At 64.8% G+C, this 16,364-nt stretch carries 21 protein-coding genes and 1 pseudogene; 10 read left to right on the forward strand and 12 right to left on the reverse strand.

All coding sequences use genetic code 11. From position 1 onward, the window contains the following. Positions 1–534: pseudogene (locus tag B2W55_RS34030) on the reverse strand (hypothetical protein); the annotation flags it as partial. A gap of 381 nt (positions 535–915) precedes the next feature. Here B2W55_RS34030 and B2W55_RS34035 point away from each other — a divergent pair. The 3 genes from B2W55_RS34035 to B2W55_RS34045 all read left to right on the forward strand — a co-directional run bounded on the left by B2W55_RS34035 (position 916) and on the right by B2W55_RS34045 (position 3,671). After that, positions 916–1,497 (forward strand): septal ring lytic transglycosylase RlpA family protein, encoded by a 582-nt coding sequence (locus B2W55_RS34035; protein ID WP_024578503.1) that lies wholly within the window; start codon positions 916–918, stop codon positions 1,495–1,497. 407 nt (positions 1,498–1,904) lie between these two features. Beyond that, positions 1,905–3,359 (forward strand): serine hydrolase domain-containing protein, encoded by a 1,455-nt coding sequence (locus tag B2W55_RS34040; RefSeq protein ID WP_043855569.1) that lies wholly within the window; start codon positions 1,905–1,907, stop codon positions 3,357–3,359. 132 nt (positions 3,360–3,491) lie between these two features. Then, entirely contained in the window at positions 3,492–3,671 is a 180-nt protein-coding gene (locus B2W55_RS34045; protein ID WP_024578501.1) for a hypothetical protein, read from the forward strand. A gap of 86 nt (positions 3,672–3,757) precedes the next feature. On the opposite strand, the gene B2W55_RS34050 is transcribed toward B2W55_RS34045, so the two are convergent. After that, positions 3,758–4,486 (reverse strand): class I SAM-dependent methyltransferase, encoded by a 729-nt coding sequence (locus B2W55_RS34050; protein WP_024578500.1) that lies wholly within the window; start codon positions 4,484–4,486, stop codon positions 3,758–3,760. A 193-nt stretch (positions 4,487–4,679) separates the two neighbouring features. Here B2W55_RS34050 and B2W55_RS34055 point away from each other — a divergent pair, with 193 nt between their 5' ends. Continuing rightward, entirely contained in the window at positions 4,680–4,865 is a 186-nt protein-coding gene (locus B2W55_RS34055; RefSeq protein WP_029878704.1) for a hypothetical protein, read from the forward strand. A 154-nt stretch (positions 4,866–5,019) separates the two neighbouring features. Beyond that, positions 5,020–5,541: a DUF1993 domain-containing protein gene (locus B2W55_RS34060; protein WP_024578498.1), complete on the forward strand. Its 522-nt coding sequence runs from the start codon at positions 5,020–5,022 to the stop codon at positions 5,539–5,541. A gap of 113 nt (positions 5,542–5,654) precedes the next feature. Here B2W55_RS34060 and B2W55_RS34065 read toward each other — a convergent pair whose 3' ends face one another. The 7 genes from B2W55_RS34065 to B2W55_RS34095 form a co-directional block, all read right to left on the reverse strand. Beyond that, positions 5,655–5,891 (reverse strand): hypothetical protein, encoded by a 237-nt coding sequence (locus tag B2W55_RS34065; protein ID WP_024578497.1) that lies wholly within the window; start codon positions 5,889–5,891, stop codon positions 5,655–5,657. Between the two features lie 325 nt (positions 5,892–6,216). After that, positions 6,217–6,390, reverse strand: coding sequence for a hypothetical protein (locus B2W55_RS34070; RefSeq protein ID WP_168200252.1), 174 nt, complete (start codon positions 6,388–6,390; stop codon positions 6,217–6,219). A 9-nt stretch (positions 6,391–6,399) separates the two neighbouring features. Further along, entirely contained in the window at positions 6,400–6,630 is a 231-nt protein-coding gene (locus B2W55_RS34075) for a DUF6894 family protein (RefSeq protein WP_024578496.1), read from the reverse strand. 141 nt (positions 6,631–6,771) lie between these two features. After that, the gene (locus B2W55_RS34080) at positions 6,772–7,116 is read right to left on the reverse strand and encodes a tRNA-binding protein (protein WP_024578495.1); all 345 of its coding nucleotides are present in this window, start codon (positions 7,114–7,116) and stop codon (positions 6,772–6,774) included. Further along, a complete protein-coding gene (locus tag B2W55_RS34085; protein ID WP_024578494.1) occupies positions 7,116–7,742 on the reverse strand; it encodes a LysE family translocator in 627 nt (208 codons plus the stop codon). Before B2W55_RS34085 ends, B2W55_RS34080 begins: the two co-directional genes overlap by 1 nt. After that, a complete protein-coding gene (pdxY, locus tag B2W55_RS34090; protein ID WP_024578493.1) occupies positions 7,739–8,632 on the reverse strand; it encodes a pyridoxal kinase PdxY in 894 nt (297 codons plus the stop codon). The genes B2W55_RS34085 and pdxY overlap by 4 nt, the downstream gene beginning before the upstream one ends. A 10-nt stretch (positions 8,633–8,642) precedes the next feature. Next, positions 8,643–8,816, reverse strand: a complete 174-nt coding sequence (locus B2W55_RS34095; RefSeq protein WP_016840760.1) for a hypothetical protein — start codon at positions 8,814–8,816, stop codon at positions 8,643–8,645. A 536-nt stretch (positions 8,817–9,352) separates the two neighbouring features. On the opposite strand from B2W55_RS34095, the gene B2W55_RS34100 reads away from it, so the two are divergent. From B2W55_RS34100 to B2W55_RS34120, 5 genes are all read left to right on the forward strand, one after another. Beyond that, positions 9,353–9,601, forward strand: coding sequence for a hypothetical protein (locus B2W55_RS34100; RefSeq protein WP_024578492.1), 249 nt, complete (start codon positions 9,353–9,355; stop codon positions 9,599–9,601). Positions 9,602–9,686: 85 nt separating this feature from the next. Then, positions 9,687–10,382 carry an FMN-binding negative transcriptional regulator gene (locus B2W55_RS34105; protein WP_024578491.1) on the forward strand — a complete coding sequence of 232 codons (696 nt, stop codon included), beginning with the start codon at positions 9,687–9,689 and terminating at the stop codon, positions 10,380–10,382. 525 nt (positions 10,383–10,907) lie between these two features. Continuing rightward, positions 10,908–11,666 (forward strand): ROK family protein, encoded by a 759-nt coding sequence (locus B2W55_RS34110; RefSeq protein ID WP_024578490.1) that lies wholly within the window; start codon positions 10,908–10,910, stop codon positions 11,664–11,666. A 132-nt stretch (positions 11,667–11,798) separates the two neighbouring features. Further along, on the forward strand, positions 11,799–12,059 hold the full coding sequence (locus B2W55_RS34115; protein WP_024578489.1) for a PepSY domain-containing protein: 261 nt from the start codon (positions 11,799–11,801) through the stop codon (positions 12,057–12,059). Positions 12,060–12,244: 185 nt separating this feature from the next. Continuing rightward, on the forward strand, positions 12,245–13,528 hold the full coding sequence (locus tag B2W55_RS34120) for a cystathionine gamma-synthase family protein (protein WP_024578488.1): 1,284 nt from the start codon (positions 12,245–12,247) through the stop codon (positions 13,526–13,528). 12 nt (positions 13,529–13,540) lie between these two features. Here B2W55_RS34120 and B2W55_RS34125 read toward each other — a convergent pair whose 3' ends face one another. The 3 genes from B2W55_RS34125 to B2W55_RS34135 all read right to left on the reverse strand — a co-directional run bounded on the left by B2W55_RS34125 (position 13,541) and on the right by B2W55_RS34135 (position 16,243). Further along, positions 13,541–14,533 carry an LLM class flavin-dependent oxidoreductase gene (locus tag B2W55_RS34125; protein ID WP_029878700.1) on the reverse strand — a complete coding sequence of 331 codons (993 nt, stop codon included), beginning with the start codon at positions 14,531–14,533 and terminating at the stop codon, positions 13,541–13,543. Positions 14,534–14,829: 296 nt separating this feature from the next. Beyond that, on the reverse strand, positions 14,830–15,354 hold the full coding sequence (locus tag B2W55_RS34130) for a DUF2846 domain-containing protein (protein ID WP_024578487.1): 525 nt from the start codon (positions 15,352–15,354) through the stop codon (positions 14,830–14,832). 70 nt (positions 15,355–15,424) lie between these two features. Next, a complete protein-coding gene (locus tag B2W55_RS34135) occupies positions 15,425–16,243 on the reverse strand; it encodes a hypothetical protein (protein ID WP_024578486.1) in 819 nt (272 codons plus the stop codon). Positions 16,244–16,364 lie beyond the last annotated feature (121 nt).

The raw sequence follows: 16,364 nt of genomic DNA on the forward strand, positions 1-16,364 counted from the left end.
CTCCTGCGGGGCAGCGGCGGGCGCTGCGTCGGTGGGCCGATCGGCCGCCGCTTGCGCTGCGGGCGCCTGAACCGGAGCAGGTGCCGCCTTGCCCGGCAGCAGCGACGCGAGCGCTTCGACCTGGGGCACGTACTCCACCACGATCTGCTTGACGCGATGTCCGTAATGTTGCCACGCCGCAGCGCCCATCGCGCTCACGATCGCGAACACGAACCAGAAGGCGCGGATCGCCCATTTGTTGGTGGGGCGCGGGCCACGCTCGAGCCTGATGTCGTCCAGCTTGCCCTCATGGCTCGCGGCGCCATAGGCCGGTACGACCGGCGGCACGGCTGCGGCGGAAGGCGCCGGGGTCGTCGGCGCCGCCTGCGGCACGGGTGAGGGGGCGAGGGTCGGGCCGAAATACGGTTCGCGTTGGCCTGCCGCTCCAGCGCCGGCCGGCGCTAGCGTTGCAGCGGGGTCGGCGCGGGTCGCGGCGAAGCTCGGCTCGATCGCGAAAATATCGTGCGGATCTGCGTCTTTCAGTGTGGATTGCATGGCGGTCCCCGTATCAGTCCAAGGTCAACCGCAAATGGGCGGCCGGCAAATTTACGCTCTGTATCGACCCCTGGCCCTGACCCCACAACTCCAGTCCGGTTTGACCAAAGCAAGGCGAGAGGGTGGAGAGGTTGGGGAGTTTCGGGAACCGAAACTGGCGGTAACGGGCGCGGGCATCGGCCACCTGAGCGGGACGCCCACGCCGTGATTTTTTGATCAATCCCCTGGGTTGTGTGGCGCATCCATCACAGCTGATGGGAAATCGCGTCGCGCCAGGCACCTCTCGCCGCGCTCCGCCTCCGTTCTGCCCTGATTGGATTCGGCTCATAAGGCGAGTGTTGGATTTTCGGCTTGGGCTGGGGCGCGAGTTGGGGATGCAACATGTTACGCGACGATGCAGTGATTCGGTACGTCGACGTTGAACGCAACGCGCGGCGAGTTCGCCCCGCGATCCTGTTTGCTCAAACGCGAAAGCCGCTCCGGCTGTTCGCCCTGATGATCGGCGCAGCGTCGCTTGCAGCCTGCGCCCAGTCGTCGGTCGTCAGCCAGCGCTCGCAGGCACTCGCGAGCCGGTCCGCCCCGGACCAACCGACGCACGCTGCATCGTCGCCGACACGGACACGCGTCGCGGCCGCGCGCATCCACAGGCCATACGCCTCACACAAGACCGTCGAGACCAAGATTGCGTCGCAGGGCGTCGCGAGCTTCTACAGCGATCAGCAGGAGACCGCGAGCGGCGAGAAGTTCGACGGGCACGAACTGACCGCCGCGCATCCGACATTGCCGTTCGGCACCAGGCTGCGGGTCACCGACGTCAAGACCGGCCGTTCCGTCACCGTCCGCGTCAACGATCGCGGACCCTATGTTCCCGGGCGTATCGTCGACGTCTCGTATTCCGCCGCGCAGTCGCTCGGCATGATTGGCAAGGGTGTCGCGAATGTCAGGCTCGACGTGGTGCAGTGAGCCGCGCCGGCGGGCCGGGTTTGGGGATTTTTTCCGACCAGGTCGGGAAAAAGTCCCGGCGGGGTGCGCGCTTTAATCCTGTTGTCTGAATGGCCGGTCCCACTAAGACTGACGCCGCTACTTCCTCGCGCCGCTTTTTCCAAGCGCGTGGATTTCTACCCAATGAACCTTTCCCCGCCTTGGCGTCCCGCCCAAGGCGGGGTTTTTCATTGAGGGGCCATGCGCGCCGGATACGTTGACAGCGCGGGCCGGCGCCATAACCTCCGTTCTCCTCCAGAGGACGGCCTATGCCCAGCAACAATCAAGAAACCGACAGTCTCGCATCAGGTCGCCCGTCGCGGCGCGGGGCGTTGCAACTGTTCCTGGGCGGCGCCGCCGTCCTGTTGTCCCCCGAGGGACGCTCCGCCATGGCGGCAACGGCGCAGGCCGAGCCAGCCTTCGCCGATGGATTGTCACGCGGCCGGCCGGATGAGCAGGGCATCGCGCCATCCGCGATCCTGGATTTTCTCGACGAGGTCGATCGCCAGGGTTACGAGCTGCACAGCTTCATGCTCTGGCGCAACGGCAAGGTGGTCGCGGAGGGCTGGTGGTCGCCGTACCGCGCCGATCGCAACCACATGATGCACTCGCTGACCAAGAGCGTCACCGTGTGCGCGGTCGGGCTCGCCATGGCCGACAAGCGCTTTGGCCTGCAAGACAAGGTGGTGTGGTTCTTCAAGGACAAGCTGCCGCCGGTCGTCGACGACAAGCTCGCCGCGATGACGGTCGAGGATCTCCTGACCATGCGCACCGGTCACGCTTCAATGACATCCGGGTCGGCGTGGCGACCGATCAAGACCAGCTGGGTCGCCGAGTTCTTCAAGATCCCGGTGGTCTACCAGCCGGGCACCAAATGGGTCTACACTTCGGCCGCGACCTATCTGCTGTCGGCCATCGTCACCAAGACGACGGGAGAGGCGGTGGCGGATTATCTGAAGCCCCGATTTTTCGATCCTCTCGGAATCTCGGGCTATGAATGGCCGGTCGGGCCGGAAGGCATCTCGCCCGGAGCCAATGGTCTGAGCTGGAAGACGGTCGATTGCCTCAAGCTCGGCATCCTGCATGCGCAAAACGGCATGTGGAACGGCAAGCAGGTGCTGCCGGCCGATTGGGTGGCGGCGGTGCAGCAGCCGCACGTCAAGGACACCTATGGCTATCAATGGTGGATCGGGCCCGAGACGTTCTACGCCGACGGCCTGTTCGACCAGCTCAGCTTCGTCTTCCCCAAGCATAATGCGGTGCTGGCGATCACCGCCGGCATTCCGCAACGCAGTGGTTTCAACAAGCTGGTGTTCCGGCATTTCCCGGCGATGTTCTCTGCCACGGCGGCGACGAGCGATGCCGACGCCGACGCCGACAGGCTGAAGGGACGGACCGCGGCCTTGCAGTTGTTGCCGCCACTGGCGCCGGCATCGTCGCCGGTCGTAGCGGTGATTTCCGGCAAGACCTGGCAGATGCCGGAGAATGCCGATGCGATCAAGTCGGTCAATCTCGCCTTCGCCGGCAACACCTGCACCTTCGCGCTCGAGGACGCCAGGGGCACGCACACGATCGAGGTCGGTCTCGATGCGCCGCGCGAGGGCACCACGACGATGACCGGCAACAAGCTGCATCATGAGTATCAGCCTGACGTCATGCGCGTGGTCGCGAGCGGGACCTGGCGCGACCTGCGCACCTTCGAGATGACCTGGACGTTCGTCGAATCGGCGTTCCGCGACACGGTCACTTGCACCTTCGAGGGGCCGCAGATGCGCTACGCACGCAGCGTCAACGTCAACTCGGCGGCGCTCGACATGCCGACCTTGATGGGAAAGTTGGCGTAGGCGCGACCACACGTTGCGCGTTGCCGCATCTTGCGGCGGCGCTTCCACCAAATTGTCACACTCCCAGCGAATTGCCGCCCAAAGCCGCTGCCAACAAACCGCCGAACGGAAGACGTCGGCGAGGGACAAGCGTTGGCCTACAAGATGATCGCAGAACGCGAGAACGAAACGGTCAGGATCGAACGGGAAAGCACTTTCATCATCATCGCCAAGGCCAAGGTCTGGGCCAGCGAAGGATGGCAGGTGGTGATCACCGACAAGGACGGCAAATCATATCCGCTCGAGGAGTTCGACAAGCTGCTCGCGGCGTGAGCATGATCCGGAAGAATCTGAAGCGGTTTTCCGAACGGATCATGCTCAAATCAAAGCGCAACGACGCTTCAATCCAATTTCGCGCTTTAGCGCTGCGCTGACACCAGCATCATCATCGGTCGTTCAAGCTCGTCGGTGAGCTCGGGCATCGCCTTGATCTGCTCCCGGGTCGGGCAGAATTCCTCGACGTGACGCAGCGCGAAGCCGGCGCCGATCAGCGCGTTGAGCGTGGTGCCGATGGTGCGGTGATATTTCAGCACGCCCTTCACATACCAGTCGGTCCGCCGCTCGCCTTCGATGAAGTAGCGGTTGACCGGCCAGCTCTTGCGGCCATCCTCGTCCTGTCCCCAGCGCGGATGGGTGGCCGCCATGTAGATCGGATGTTCGATGGTGAAGACCACATGCCCGTCCGGGACGAGCGCGCGATACAGCATGCGCGCCAGCCGATCGAAGTCCCTGATGTAGTGGAACGTGAGGGCGCTATAGGCCAGATCGAACGTGCTCTTCGGTAGTTCAAGCGTTTCGAGGTCGGCGATCTCGTAGACGATCTCCGGATCCTGCGTCATGGCCTCGGCGCGCGCGATCATGTTCTGCGACAGATCGATGCCGCGCACCGCGGATGCGCCTTGCGCGCGCATCCAGCGCGATACCCAGCCGAATCCGCAGCCGAGATCGACCACGTGCTTGCCGGCGAGATCGGGCAGCATGGCGCGGATCGCGGGCCATTCGGGCGCACCTGGCAATCCGTGGACCTGCCGCGGCAACTGGCTGTAACCGGCGAAGAAGCCGGGATCGTCATAGATGTTCTGTGCCATGGTCACGCCAACCCGGAATGAGCGGAATCCGTCTTTCTGTAGCTGCCGCCGCTGCGCGTGGGAACCGCTGAGTGTGCTGCGCGACGGTGGTGACGTTGGAACCAGACGCAGCATTCGGCGGTTTTGATGTCAGCCCCGCGGGACGCGCGGCAACGCCTGTCCCTGCGGCACCTGACAGCCGAGGAGAGCGCCCATGATAGCAGCGACAGAGATCCATAGCATCGCGCGGCAGATGCTACAGAAGCACGGCCCGGAGGCGATCGCCCAGGCGGCGCAGAACGCGGTGGCTTGCGAGAGCAAGGGCGATACCGAAGAGGCGCGCGGCTGGCGTCAGGTCGAGGACGCCATGAAGATCATGCGCGGGCCGCATCAGAGCTGACGGCGTCAATCACGATGCCTGATCGAATGTGTCCGGCGCACGCGCCGGATCGTTCGATCATGCGATCCCCCGTGCCGCTTGCTTTCGCCGGAAATTCCGGGAACTGTGTTCCGGCAAGCAAGCCGTAGAAAAATTCTATCTGGGGGAATTCGCCATGACTTTTTCACTCTACGACGCCACCGTTGCCAACTATCTGCAAATCCTCGGCGCCACTTCGGGCTTTCTCGACAAGAGCCTCGCGCATTTCAAGGATAATGGCGTCGATCCGGCGGAGATCGTCGAGACCCGGCTGTTCCCGGATATGCTGCCGTTCCGCTTCCAGGTGGTCTCGCTCGCGCATCATTCGCGCGGCGCGATGGAGGCCGCGAAGAACGGCGTGTTCATCCCGCCGTCCGGCAAGCCCGATCTGGATTACGCCGGCCTACAGGCGCTAGTGAAGGACGCGCACAGCGAATTGTCCAGCCTGACGCCGGATGCGGTCAATGCGCTGCTCGGGCGCGAGGTGATGTTCAAGATCGGGGATCGGTCGATGCCGTTCACGGCCGAGGGATTCTTGATGTCGTTCTCGCTGCCGAACTTCTTCTTCCATTCGACCACGGCCTACGACATCCTCCGTCACAAGGGCGCGCCGCTGGGCAAGCGCGATTTCATCGGCCGATTGAATCTGAAGAAGTAGCCGGTCGCGCGCCGACCTGCTCTTGCGGATGCGGCAACGCCCGTCACCGCCCGCAACAACACCCGGACCGTGCGCTGATCGGCACGGTCACCAGAATCAGAAGTCTAGGGACGCTAGCCTGCCCGGCGCCATCGCGGCACGGGATCGAGCGGCGTCCGGTAGAGTTCGCGCCGGTCGATGTCGGTGACGCGGACGGCGCAGCCGCGGGCCTTCAGCTCCGGCTTGACCTGCGACAGCTCGTTGGCGAGCTGATCGGCGCGATCGGTGGCGACGCTGATGTTTTCGAGGATGATGGTTCCCTGATTGCGGAACTCGTCACCCACCACGAGATCGAAGGTGTAGTACGGCATCCCGAAGTTCTCCGTTTCGGTTTGCATCACAGGGTAACACTGAGTCGAGCGTTCCCTAAGATGCGTCGCGCACAATCGTCGAGCGATCAGCGCAAAAACGATGTGCAGCGCGTCGCACGATCAACCAATGAGCGTCACGCTGCACGGTCAAAGGAGTCCTGTGATCCAGCACACTGCCATGCCGTTAAGATTTGATTAAAACAGTCGTCGCAAGCTTGGACCCAATTGGAATCGCAGCGGAACCGGGCTCCGGGAACCGGCAGTTGCAGGAGAAGGTCGGTGGCGTAACGCCCGCCGGCCTTTTCTCATCGCCGCTGCTCGCGACCTAATCGCGCAGTGCAGCCTGCCGCCTGGCGCGGCACTTCGGGCCGGGCCCGCGCATGTAATACAGCTCGGGGCGATATGGGTTGGCGACGTGCTCGATCAGCGCGAGGCCACGCGCGACAAGGCGGGCGAGGTGGCGGCGCAGCGGCTTCAGGACAAGCTCGATTGCGTACATGGCACGCCCTCAGTGCAGCTCGCCGAGCACGGCACTGAACGGCAATTCGAACATCTCGGTTCCGATATCGTCGGTGACGTGGACTGCCCAGTTGCGCCAGTCTTCCGCGCTCGGTGTCATGACATAGCTGCGTGCCAGCTGCTCCGCATGCACCCGTGCTTCCGCCAGATCCATCGCTGCACCGGTGCGATCCAGGATCACGTGCTTCTCGTCAGAGCAGTGAAAGAAAACTGCAGACATCTTCCGATTCCCATTCCGAAGCGATTCTCGCGCGCTGAAATAGCAGCGCGCGCGGGCGCGGAGAATCCGGGTGATCCCCCATCGGGAAACTACGGTGATTCCTGACGATTTGAATCAAGCGGCCGTGATCGGCGCGTGATCTCAGAAGATCGACTCGCCGATCTCAACCTCGCTGCGCGGGCCGAGCACGATCACCTTGCCGCCGGCATCCTTGGCGCCGAGGATCAGCAGTTCCGAGGTGAAGCCCGCGATATTCTTCGGGCCCAGATTGCAGATGCATACCACCAGCGAGCCGAGCAGCGCCTCGGGCTCGTAATTTGTGATCTGGGCACTCGACCACATGATCCGCTCGGCGCCGACGTCGACCCCGACCTTGTAGGACGGGTTCCGGGCGCGCGGAAACGGCTGCACCTCGACGACCTTACCGATCCTGATATCGAGCCGGGCGAAGTCGTCGTAGCTGGCTTGGGGCTTGAGAGGGGACATCAGCGCTCCTGAAACGCCAGGCGGATGCCGAGCGCGATGTAGATCGTGCCGACCACGCGGCCCTGCCACTGCCCGATGCGCCGGTGCCGCCTGATCCACGGGCTGATCTGGCCCGCGGCGAGCGCGAGCAGCGAGGTGTAGGCCGCGCTCATTGCGACGAAGATCAGGCCGAGCGTCGCGAATTGGGCGACCGCCGAGCCGTGACCGGGGTGGACGAACTGCGGCAGGAAGGCGAGGAAGAACAGCGCGGTCTTCGGATTGAGCATTTCCGCCCAGATCGCCTGCCGGAATGCGCGCCGCGGATCGACCGGCTGCGCCGCCGGCAGATGCAGGTCGTCATTCTTCTCGAACACGGCGCGCACGCCGAGCACGATCAGGTAGATTACGCCGGCATATTTGACGATCGAGAACGCCAGCGCCGAGGTCATCAGCACCGCCGACAGGCCGAACGTCGCCATCGCGGTGTGGACGAGATCGCCGAGCGCGATGCCGAACCCGGTGGCGACGCCGACCCGCGGTCCGCCGGTCACCGAACGCGCGAGCACCAGCAGCACGGCAGGCCCGGGGATCAGGAACAGGCCGAGCACGACGGCGGCGTAGGTGAGGAGGGTCGTGGTGTCGATCATGAAGAATGTCCCGGATGTTCGGACGGATGGATCGCGACGGCCGTGAAGCGGGGTTTTGGATCAAGCATCACGTCGGCGCTCTCGACGATGCGCATTTCCTCGGTCCCGCGCTGCGCCGTGCGTTCCAGCACGCCGTGAATGGCTGACGCGGCATGACCGAGCGCGTCCGGCGTCGCCAGACCGCGCACGCGGCCAGCGACGAACAGCGCCGCGAACAGGTCACCGGTGCCGGACGGGCTGATCGGCACGCGCGGCGTCCGCACCCGCCAGGCGGATATGCGACCGGCGTCCGCGCGCTCGATCGCCAAAGTCTCGATCTCGCTGTCGGGCGTGCCGGCGAACTCGGCGCTGGTGATGATGATGGTGGTCGGCCCCCGCGCCATCAGCGCGCCGGCCTGCACGATGACGTCGCCGATCGTCGTCACCCGCGCGCCGCAAAGGAATTCGAATTCGAAATGGTTGGGGGTGATGATGTCAGCGAGCGGGCAGAGCTGGTCGCGCACCAGCGGCGGGATGTCGGCTCGCACGAACATGCCGCGGTCGCGATCGCCAAGCACCGGATCGCAGCAGTACAGCAAAGTCGGGTTGGCCGCCTTGGCGCGGGCGACGAAATCGGCGACGTCGCTGCCGATGTCGGCCGAGCCGAGGTAGCCTGACAGGATCATCTGCGCGTGCTCGACCGCGCCGCGTTCCTCGACGCCGCGCAGGAGGTCGGCGACCAGCTGCACATCGAGCACGCGGCCGCGGATGGTCGGATAGCCCGGCCGGTTGCTGAGCAGCGTGGTCGGCACGGCGACGACATCGATGCCATGGAGCTGAATCGGAAAGCTGGCGGCGCTGTTGCCGACATGGCCCCAGGCGACCTGCGACTGGATCGAGATGACGGTCATGCTGCCCGCATCACCCGAACAGCGCGGCGTAGATCACGTAAAGCCAGCCCAGGATACCGTGGATGATCGCCCACAGGATCGAATGGTTCTTGGTGTAGGAGATCGCGATCGCCAGCGCCGAGCCGAACCCCACGCCGTATTTCGCGCCCTCGACACGGACGCCGTAATATCGATTGCCGTTCATGGTGTCCTTCCAGCGGGAGGGCAGGAGATTGCTCCCAGCGTAACCCGTCCGCTGCCGCCAGTTCAACGGTGGAACGGTCTCGGCGGATGCATATGCGGGACCGTCGTGGCTTTATTGGCTCGAGCCAGCGATCTCCCCCATCGTCGTCCTGGCGAAAGCCAGGACCCATAACCACCGGCTTGGCTGTGAAAGGGATTGGAAGCCACAGCGTCGCGCGACAACTTGCATTTGGGGTAATGGGTCCTGGCTTTCGCCAGGACGACATGGGGATTGTTCTGGTCTCAAGACGCCAACCAGGCAGTGTCATCACCCGCGCATGCAGGTGATCCAGTATTCCAGAGCAGCAATGCTTGAAGCGAGATGCCGCCGAGCCCCCGTCCTGCTCAGGGCACGCCGTGCGCGCTCATCACATTCACGCTTCGGTCAAACGTAGGCGGAATAACCGGACAGCGCCAACAGTCATGGTGTCGGTGTGAATGCTTCAGCCGCCCGGCGAAACCGCCGTCGCGGCCGCTAAGCCAAGCGGGAGAAGGACGATGATGGTGGCGAAGTATGTCGCGGCGGGCCTGGTCGCGCTCGCCATGCTGACGGGGTCGGCGGCCGGCGCGTCCCCGGCGGCGGGGTTCTATCCGCCTGCGAAGGGCCATACCGGCACCGTTGCCGGCAGGGGCTGGAGCGGCGGACTGCCGCGGATGACCGCCCCGCATGTCGGCGACACCGAGACGCGGCCCCGCGACCAGCCCGGCGGCGTCTGCGATCACGGCGACAACGCCATGATCTGCTGAGCCGGACGGTGCATGGCGGTGATCTCCGGCGAAACTTGCGCTAGCCTTGCTGGATCGTCTCCCTCCAGCCGCGAGCGCCGCCGCCATGCACATCCTGCGCCCCCAATTCCGCATCGAGGACGATCGCACGCTGGCCTTCGCGGCGGCGCGTGGCTTCGGTGCCATCGTCGCCGCCGATGCGCGCGGCCCGCGGGCGTCGCACGTCCCGTTCGTGATCGAGCGGCGCGACGACCGTGTCATCGTGCAGATCCATCTCACCGCGAAAAATCCGCTCGTGGAGCTTGCTGATGGCAGCAGGCGATTCCTGCTGATCGTCTCGGGTGACGACGCCTACATCTCGAACGACTGGTACGTCTCGCGCGACAACGTCTCGACCTGGCTCTACGAGGCGGTGCATCTGTCCGGCGTCGCGCATCTGCGCGGGTGCGAAGACAATCGCGGCCATGGCGACGCGCTGCTCGCGGTCTCCGAAGCGCGGCTGCCGAAGCAGCCCTGGGACCTCGCGCAAATGGAGCCCGGCAAGCGCGAGGCGATGCTGGCCGGGATCAGGGTGATCGATCTCGTCGTCGACGAGATCGAGGGGCAGTCGAAACTCAACCAGCACAAGAGCGATGCTGACTACGTCGCGCTCGTCAACCGCCTGGCGCGCGCTGAGGAGACGGCAAGCCACCGGCTTGCGGAGAAGATGCGCGCGCTGCGGCCGGAGCTTGCCTACGATGAGGAGATCGTCATTGGCGCAACGGGCGCGCACAGAGCGGGGCCGATAACAGGCTCCGAGTAGCAATCGCAAACATGTTGTTAAGAGTCGATCCGCGCTGACTTGCCCGATTCCGATTCGTTCTTTGCGAACAAAATGGAGTCGTATCCGGAACGGATCGCGATGAGTGGAGCATGTTATGCACGTGACTGAAAACGACACGTGGGCGCCTCGTGCGTGTCGCGCGAACGCGTTGTTAAGAATCGCGTTGTGCTGATTTTTCGATTCCGATTCGTTCTTCGTGAACGAAATGGAGTCGAACGGGGAACGCGATGATGGCGCCGCCTGTCGCTCGATTCCGCAATCCAGCTCATGCGAATGGCCGAGGGGCTCGGCGATCTTGCGCGATGAGCGCAATAATCCCACCATGGCACAACATCGACTGCGCAGATGTGGTCCGTACATACACGTTGTTAACGCCTGAACCGCGCCGATTTTCTCGATTCCGATTCGTTCCTCGCGAACAAATTGGAGTCGGATGCAGAACGTGGTTGTGGCGCGCAAAGCGTTTCTCTGCTCCACTCCGAGCACACAACAGAGAATGGATCGATGGCCAGGAAGACACCCGGGAAGCCGAGCAAGAAAGCGAGCAAGAGAACGAAGAAGACAGGCAAGCGGGCCGCGTCGCGGCGAACGGTGCTGGCGATCGACGTCGGCGGCACGCATGTGAAGGTGATGACCGACAAAGAGCGCATCAAGCGCGAGTTCGAGTCTGGACCAAACCTGTCCGCGACCGAGATGGTGCGGCAGGTCAGGGCGCTGACCCGCGACTGGTCTTACGATGTGATCTCGGTCGGCTATCCCGGACCGGTGGTGCACGACCGTCCGCTTGCCGAGCCGCACAATCTCGGCCGCGGCTGGGCCGGGTTCGATTTTCAAGCGGCGTTCGATCGGCCGACCAAGGTCGTCAACGATGCGCTGATGCAGGCGATCGGCAGCTATCAGGGCGGGCGGATGCTGTTTCTCGGCCTTGGCACCGGGCTCGGCTCCGCGATGATCGTCGACGGCGTGTTCGAGCCGATGGAGCTCGGGCATTTGCCATATCGCAAGGACGAGACGTTCGAGGACTATGTCGGTGCCGCTGGCCTGGAGCGTCGCGGCAAGAAGAAATGGCGCAAGAGTGTCGAAGACGTGATCGCGCGGCTGTCGGCTGCGCTGGAGCCCGATTACATCGTGCTCGGCGGCGGCAACGCCGACAAGGTGGACCATCCGCCGCCCAAGGTGAGGTTCGGCGACAATGCCAACGCGTTCGAGGGTGGATTTCGACTCTGGGAGACGAATGCGCGCAAGCCGCGCGCCGCGCGTTGACGAAACGGAATTGCCACCAAATCGCCGCAACTGCCGAAGTTTCGCGCGGCTCTGTGATCTCTTGTTGTCGGAACCGATTGGGTGCGCCGCTCGTTCTATGCGGCACAACATCTGTTCCACGAGGAGTAACGCATGCGAAAATTCATGATCCCTGCCGTCGCGGCCCTGGCGATTGGTGCGGCGACACCGGCGCTGGCCTATGATTCCGCCAGCCAGCTCTCGATGCAGGCCGCGCTCGACGTCGCGACCAGCATCGGCGTGGTGACGGTGTCCAACACCGAGTTTCTCGGCGACGAGTGGGAGATCGAGGGGCGGGATTATCGCGGCCGCTGGATGCAGGTCGACGTCGATGCGCGCACCGGCGAGGTGCGCAACGTGGACCGCAGCTGGTAACCGCGTCCTCACCCGCGCGTGAGTTTTCTGAACGGCCGGCGGCGCAGGGCGCATGCCGGCCGTTCGTTATCCAGAACTGCCCGATGCCGTGCTTTGGCGGAATAACACAAAGCTGGGGTATGCTCGTTCTCATCATTCCGGGAATCGCCGCCGCCGCGGCGGACCTCGCGAACAGGAGACCGGCCATGACGAAACCGTTTCCGTCGAAAACCCATATCGGCAACCATCTGCTGCATCCGGAAACCCAGATGCTGAACTACGGCTACGATCCGCAGCTGTCGGAGGGCGCCGTCAAGCCGCCGGTGTTCCTGACCTCGACCTTCGTGTTCCGCACCGCCGAGGACGGTAAGGACTTCTTCGATTTCGTCGCCGGCCGCCGCGAGCCGCCGGAAGGCATGGGGGCGGGGCTGGTCTATTCGCGCTTCAACCATCCGAACAGCGAGATCGTCGAGGATCGGATTGCGATCTACGAGCGCACCGAGAGCTGCGCGCTGTTCTCGTCGGGCATGTCGGCGATCTCAACCACGGTGCTGGCGTTCGCGCGGCCCGGCGACGTGATCCTGCACTCGCAGCCGCTCTATGGCGGCACCGAAACGCTGTTCACCAGGACGCTCGCGAGCTTTTCGATTCACGCGGTGGGGTTCGCCGATGGCCTCGACGAGAACGCCGTTCGTGCCGCCGCCGATGCGGCGATGAAGCGAGGCCGTGTCGCGATGATCTTCATCGAGACGCCGGCCAATCCGACCAACGGCCTTGTCGACATCGCATTGACCCGGCGGGTCGCCGACATGATCGGCAAGGCGCAGGGCTTCACCCCGATCATCGCCTGCGACAACACGTTGCTTGGGCCGGTGTTTCAACGCCCGATCGAGCATGGCGCCGATCTGTCGCTGTACTCGCTGACCAAATATGTCGGCGGCCATTCCGACCTGATCGCGGGCGCGGCGCTCGGCTCCAAGAAGCTGATGAAGGACGTCAAGGCGCTGCGCGGCGCGATCGGCACCCAGCTCGATCCGCATTCCTGCTGGATGATCAGCCGCTCTCTGGAAACGCTCAGCCTGCGGATGGAAAAGGCCGACCGCAACGCGCGGATCGTTGCCGACTATCTGCGCGATCACCCCAAGGTGGCAATGGTGCATTATCTCGGCCACCACGACCCGGCATCGCCCGCCGGGCGGGTGTTCGCGAGCCAGAGCTCCGGCGCCGGCTCGACCTTCTCGTTCGACATCGTCGGCGGGCAGGAGGCGGCCGAGGCGTTCCTCAACAATCTCCAGATATTCAAGCTCGCGGTGAGCCTCGGCGGCACCGAGTCGCTGGCGAGCCTGCCGGCGACGATGACGCATTCCGGCGTGCCTGCCGAGATCAGGCAGAAGATCGGCGTGCTCGACACCACGATTCGGCTGTCGATCGGGATCGAGCATCCGTCCGATCTCGTCGCCGACATCGCGCAGGCGTTGAGCAAGGCGTGAGCAAGGGGACGCTTACCGCGGCGTGATGCCGCCGGCCCTGGCGATCAGCTCGAACGAGCGCAGCCGCTTCTGGTGATCGTAGACGTCGGACACGATCATCAGCTCGTCGGCGCCGGTCTCGGCGACCAGCGCGTCGATGCCGGCGCGCACCGTCTCGGGCGAGCCGACGATGGAGCGCTCCAGCATCCGCATCGCCTGGACCTTTTCCTGTGGCGACCAGTAGCTCTCGATGTCATCGATCGGCGGCTGGCTCAGGCCGCGCGCGCCGCGGAAGATGTTGGTGAACGACATCTGCTGCGTGGTCGCGAGCCGTCGCGCTTCGGCGTCGGTGTCGGCGGCGACGATGTTGACGCCGACCATGGTGTAGGGCCGCTCGAGCTGTTCCGACGGCTTGAAGCGGGCGCGGTAGATCTGCAATGCCTGGAGCAGCAGCTCGGGGGCGAAGTGCGAGGCGAAGGCGTAGGGCAGGCCGAGCTCGCCGGCCAGCATCGCGCCGAAATTGCTCGAGCCGAGGATCCACAGCGGCACGTCGGTGCCGGCGGCCGGCACCGCCTGGATGCGCTGGTTGGGGCCGGCGGGCGCCAGGAAGGCCTGCACCTCGAGCACGTCCTGCGGAAAGTTCTCGGCCGATTCAGGCGTGCGGCGGAGCGCGCGCAGGGTGAGCTGATCGGTGCCCGGCGCGCGGCCGAGGCCGAGGTCGATGCGGCCGGGAAACAGCCGCGCCAGCGTGCCGAACTGCTCGGCGATGACATAGGGCGCATGGTTCGGCAGCATGATGCCGCCGGCGCCGACCCGGATGGTGCTGGTTCCCGCCGCGATATGCCCGATCACGACCGACGTCGCGGCGCTGGCGATCCCGGCCATGTTGTGGTGCTCCGCCACCCAGATCCGGCGATAGCCCAGCGCCTCGGCGTGGCGGGCGACATCGCGCGCATTGTACAGCGCGCCGCGCGCATCGGTGTCCTCGGTGACGCGGACGAGATCAAGGATGGAGAGGGCGGCCACGGCGGCTCCGGAGCGTTGCGGACGGGAGCCGGTGGTATCAGGCTGTGTCCAGGTGGGGGCGAAACGGCGCGGGCGGCCGATTCATGCAGATGCATATGGATACGGCCCGCGTGTCGGTCAATCCGCCCCGGGGGCAGCGGTATTCGCCATCGAACCGGCGAAGCAGGGCGCCGCGTCCTAAATTATCGAAAACAACCCCATGCAAAGCAGGCAGCCGCCGCCGCCCGAACACGCGGCTTGACGCGTCGGGCAAATCAGCGATATTTTTCCATTATTCCGAAAATGACCGCGGCGGCCTATTGCGCCTTCAATTCGCCGATCGTGGCGGCACCCGTCGCAGCGTCGAGCTGATAGAGCGCGGCTCCGGCGAAACCCGACATGATCGGCGACGTTCCGCGCATCTGCTGGCCGCGGCTGCCGCCGACGAGCTGGTTCAACGCGTTCTGCCCGGGGGGCCCGCCCTGCGGCGTGCCGATCCCGAAATAATAGCTCTGGCCGGCCTCGACCTTGGTCTCGGCCTCATAGTCGATCGACATCGACGTGCCGGCCGACAGCTTGTAGGTTCCCGGCGGCCGGTCGATGAAGAAATAGGTCCCGCCGATCACCCGGCCGACCGGCCTGCCATCGACCTTGATGTCGACGCCCGCCACCGATCCGTACATCGCGACCAGGCGGCTCTCGCGCAGGAAGTACATCCGCGCCATGCGCGTGTCGCGTTGCCTGGTTTGAGATTCGAGTGCCGACGGCCCGGCGCAGCCACCCAATTCGATCGCCGGCGCGGCAAGACAGATGGCCAGCGCCACAGACTTCAACAGCTTCATTCCCAGCCCAACCCCAGCGAGCATCCCCGCTGCCGGTAGACCAAAACCTGTGGGCGCTGGCAAGCGCCAGTTACACGCGACGGCCGGCTGTGGCGAAGCGTCGCGTCACGCCCCAGACCACCGCGGCGGTGGCCGCGGTTGCGATCAGGTGCTTCAAGGTGTGTCCGCTGACGAAGCCAAGCGCGTCGGCTATAGGATGGTCGAACACCTCGGCGATCTTGGCCAGAACGTACAGCCCCATCGCCGCGGCGAACGCGATGCGCTCGATGCGCGGCGCGCGATGGATCGCCTGCCACAGCGGAATCAGGATCAGCGGCAGCACCTGCAACACCAGATACGGCCGCAGGTCGCCCGCGCCATGCCGGTCCGTCACCACCCACCACGCGACGCTGGCTACGGCGTAAAGCCCGAGACCGATCGCCTCGATGTTGGTCGTCGCGTGCCGTTGCCTGTCGCCGCGCACGCCTGCAAGCAGGCCCGCGCCAACGAGCGCGATCGGCAGCATGTCCCAGGTCAGCCGGCCGTTGCCGGGGGCGAGGTGAAAGAAGGCGGAGCCGAACGCGGTCAGCAACAGCCCGATCAGGAACAGCCGATAGCCCGGCCATCCGTCGCGCAGCCGATCGCTGTTGCGGTGGGGCCAGAGCACGAGCCAGCCCCAGATCGCGACCAGCGCGAAGCCTGCGTTGGAGAGCACGTCGCCGGCGTGGGGGATTCCGGGCAGGGCCGAGTGGTCGGCGAAATCGTTGTAATGGACCGGCTGCGCGATGCGTCCGTGGGCCGCGAAGGCCGCGATGATGCCGATCGTGATGATCGCTGGGGCCGCTTTCATCCACGGTTTCACCGGCCGATCGGAGCCGGTCAGTTCGTCCATCCGGAAGGTCGCTTGCATCGTCCGCTTCGATAGAAATGAACATTGTTCAATAACTGAGCAGAAGATTGAGCGATGTTCAAGTCTTATTTTGCGAGCGAGCGGCTGCTGGGGAGGTGCCGGCCGGGCTTGTCCCGGCCAT

It is taken from the genome of Bradyrhizobium sp. UBA2491 (assembly GCF_002341725.1).
Lineage (GTDB): Bacteria > Pseudomonadota > Alphaproteobacteria > Rhizobiales > Xanthobacteraceae > Bradyrhizobium.

Bases quoted from the DNA above. Each gene is read 5' to 3' on its own strand.
- pdxY (WP_024578493.1), bottom strand. From the start codon at position 8,632: ATGACCGTCATCTCGATCCAGTCGCAGGTCGCCTGGGGCCATGTCGGC.
- B2W55_RS34115 (WP_024578489.1), top strand. From the start codon at position 11,799: ATGCGAAAATTCATGATCCCTGCCGTCGCGGCCCTGGCGATTGGTGCG.
- B2W55_RS34060 (WP_024578498.1), top strand. From the start codon at position 5,020: ATGACTTTTTCACTCTACGACGCCACCGTTGCCAACTATCTGCAAATC.
- B2W55_RS34120 (WP_024578488.1), top strand. From the start codon at position 12,245: ATGACGAAACCGTTTCCGTCGAAAACCCATATCGGCAACCATCTGCTG.
- B2W55_RS34055 (WP_029878704.1), top strand. From the start codon at position 4,680: ATGATAGCAGCGACAGAGATCCATAGCATCGCGCGGCAGATGCTACAG.
- B2W55_RS34075 (WP_024578496.1), bottom strand. From the start codon at position 6,630: ATGTCTGCAGTTTTCTTTCACTGCTCTGACGAGAAGCACGTGATCCTG.
- B2W55_RS34040 (WP_043855569.1), top strand. From the start codon at position 1,905: ATGGCGGCAACGGCGCAGGCCGAGCCAGCCTTCGCCGATGGATTGTCA.
- B2W55_RS34050 (WP_024578500.1), bottom strand. From the start codon at position 4,486: ATGGCACAGAACATCTATGACGATCCCGGCTTCTTCGCCGGTTACAGC.
- B2W55_RS34080 (WP_024578495.1), bottom strand. From the start codon at position 7,116: ATGTCCCCTCTCAAGCCCCAAGCCAGCTACGACGACTTCGCCCGGCTC.
- B2W55_RS34110 (WP_024578490.1), top strand. From the start codon at position 10,908: ATGGCCAGGAAGACACCCGGGAAGCCGAGCAAGAAAGCGAGCAAGAGA.
- B2W55_RS34065 (WP_024578497.1), bottom strand. From the start codon at position 5,891: ATGCCGTACTACACCTTCGATCTCGTGGTGGGTGACGAGTTCCGCAAT.
- B2W55_RS34035 (WP_024578503.1), top strand. From the start codon at position 916: ATGTTACGCGACGATGCAGTGATTCGGTACGTCGACGTTGAACGCAAC.
- B2W55_RS34135 (WP_024578486.1), bottom strand. From the start codon at position 16,243: ATGCAAGCGACCTTCCGGATGGACGAACTGACCGGCTCCGATCGGCCG.
- B2W55_RS34100 (WP_024578492.1), top strand. From the start codon at position 9,353: ATGATGGTGGCGAAGTATGTCGCGGCGGGCCTGGTCGCGCTCGCCATG.
- B2W55_RS34085 (WP_024578494.1), bottom strand. From the start codon at position 7,742: ATGATCGACACCACGACCCTCCTCACCTACGCCGCCGTCGTGCTCGGC.
- B2W55_RS34105 (WP_024578491.1), top strand. From the start codon at position 9,687: ATGCACATCCTGCGCCCCCAATTCCGCATCGAGGACGATCGCACGCTG.
- B2W55_RS34095 (WP_016840760.1), bottom strand. From the start codon at position 8,816: ATGAACGGCAATCGATATTACGGCGTCCGTGTCGAGGGCGCGAAATAC.
- B2W55_RS34070 (WP_168200252.1), bottom strand. From the start codon at position 6,390: ATGTACGCAATCGAGCTTGTCCTGAAGCCGCTGCGCCGCCACCTCGCC.
- B2W55_RS34130 (WP_024578487.1), bottom strand. From the start codon at position 15,354: ATGAAGCTGTTGAAGTCTGTGGCGCTGGCCATCTGTCTTGCCGCGCCG.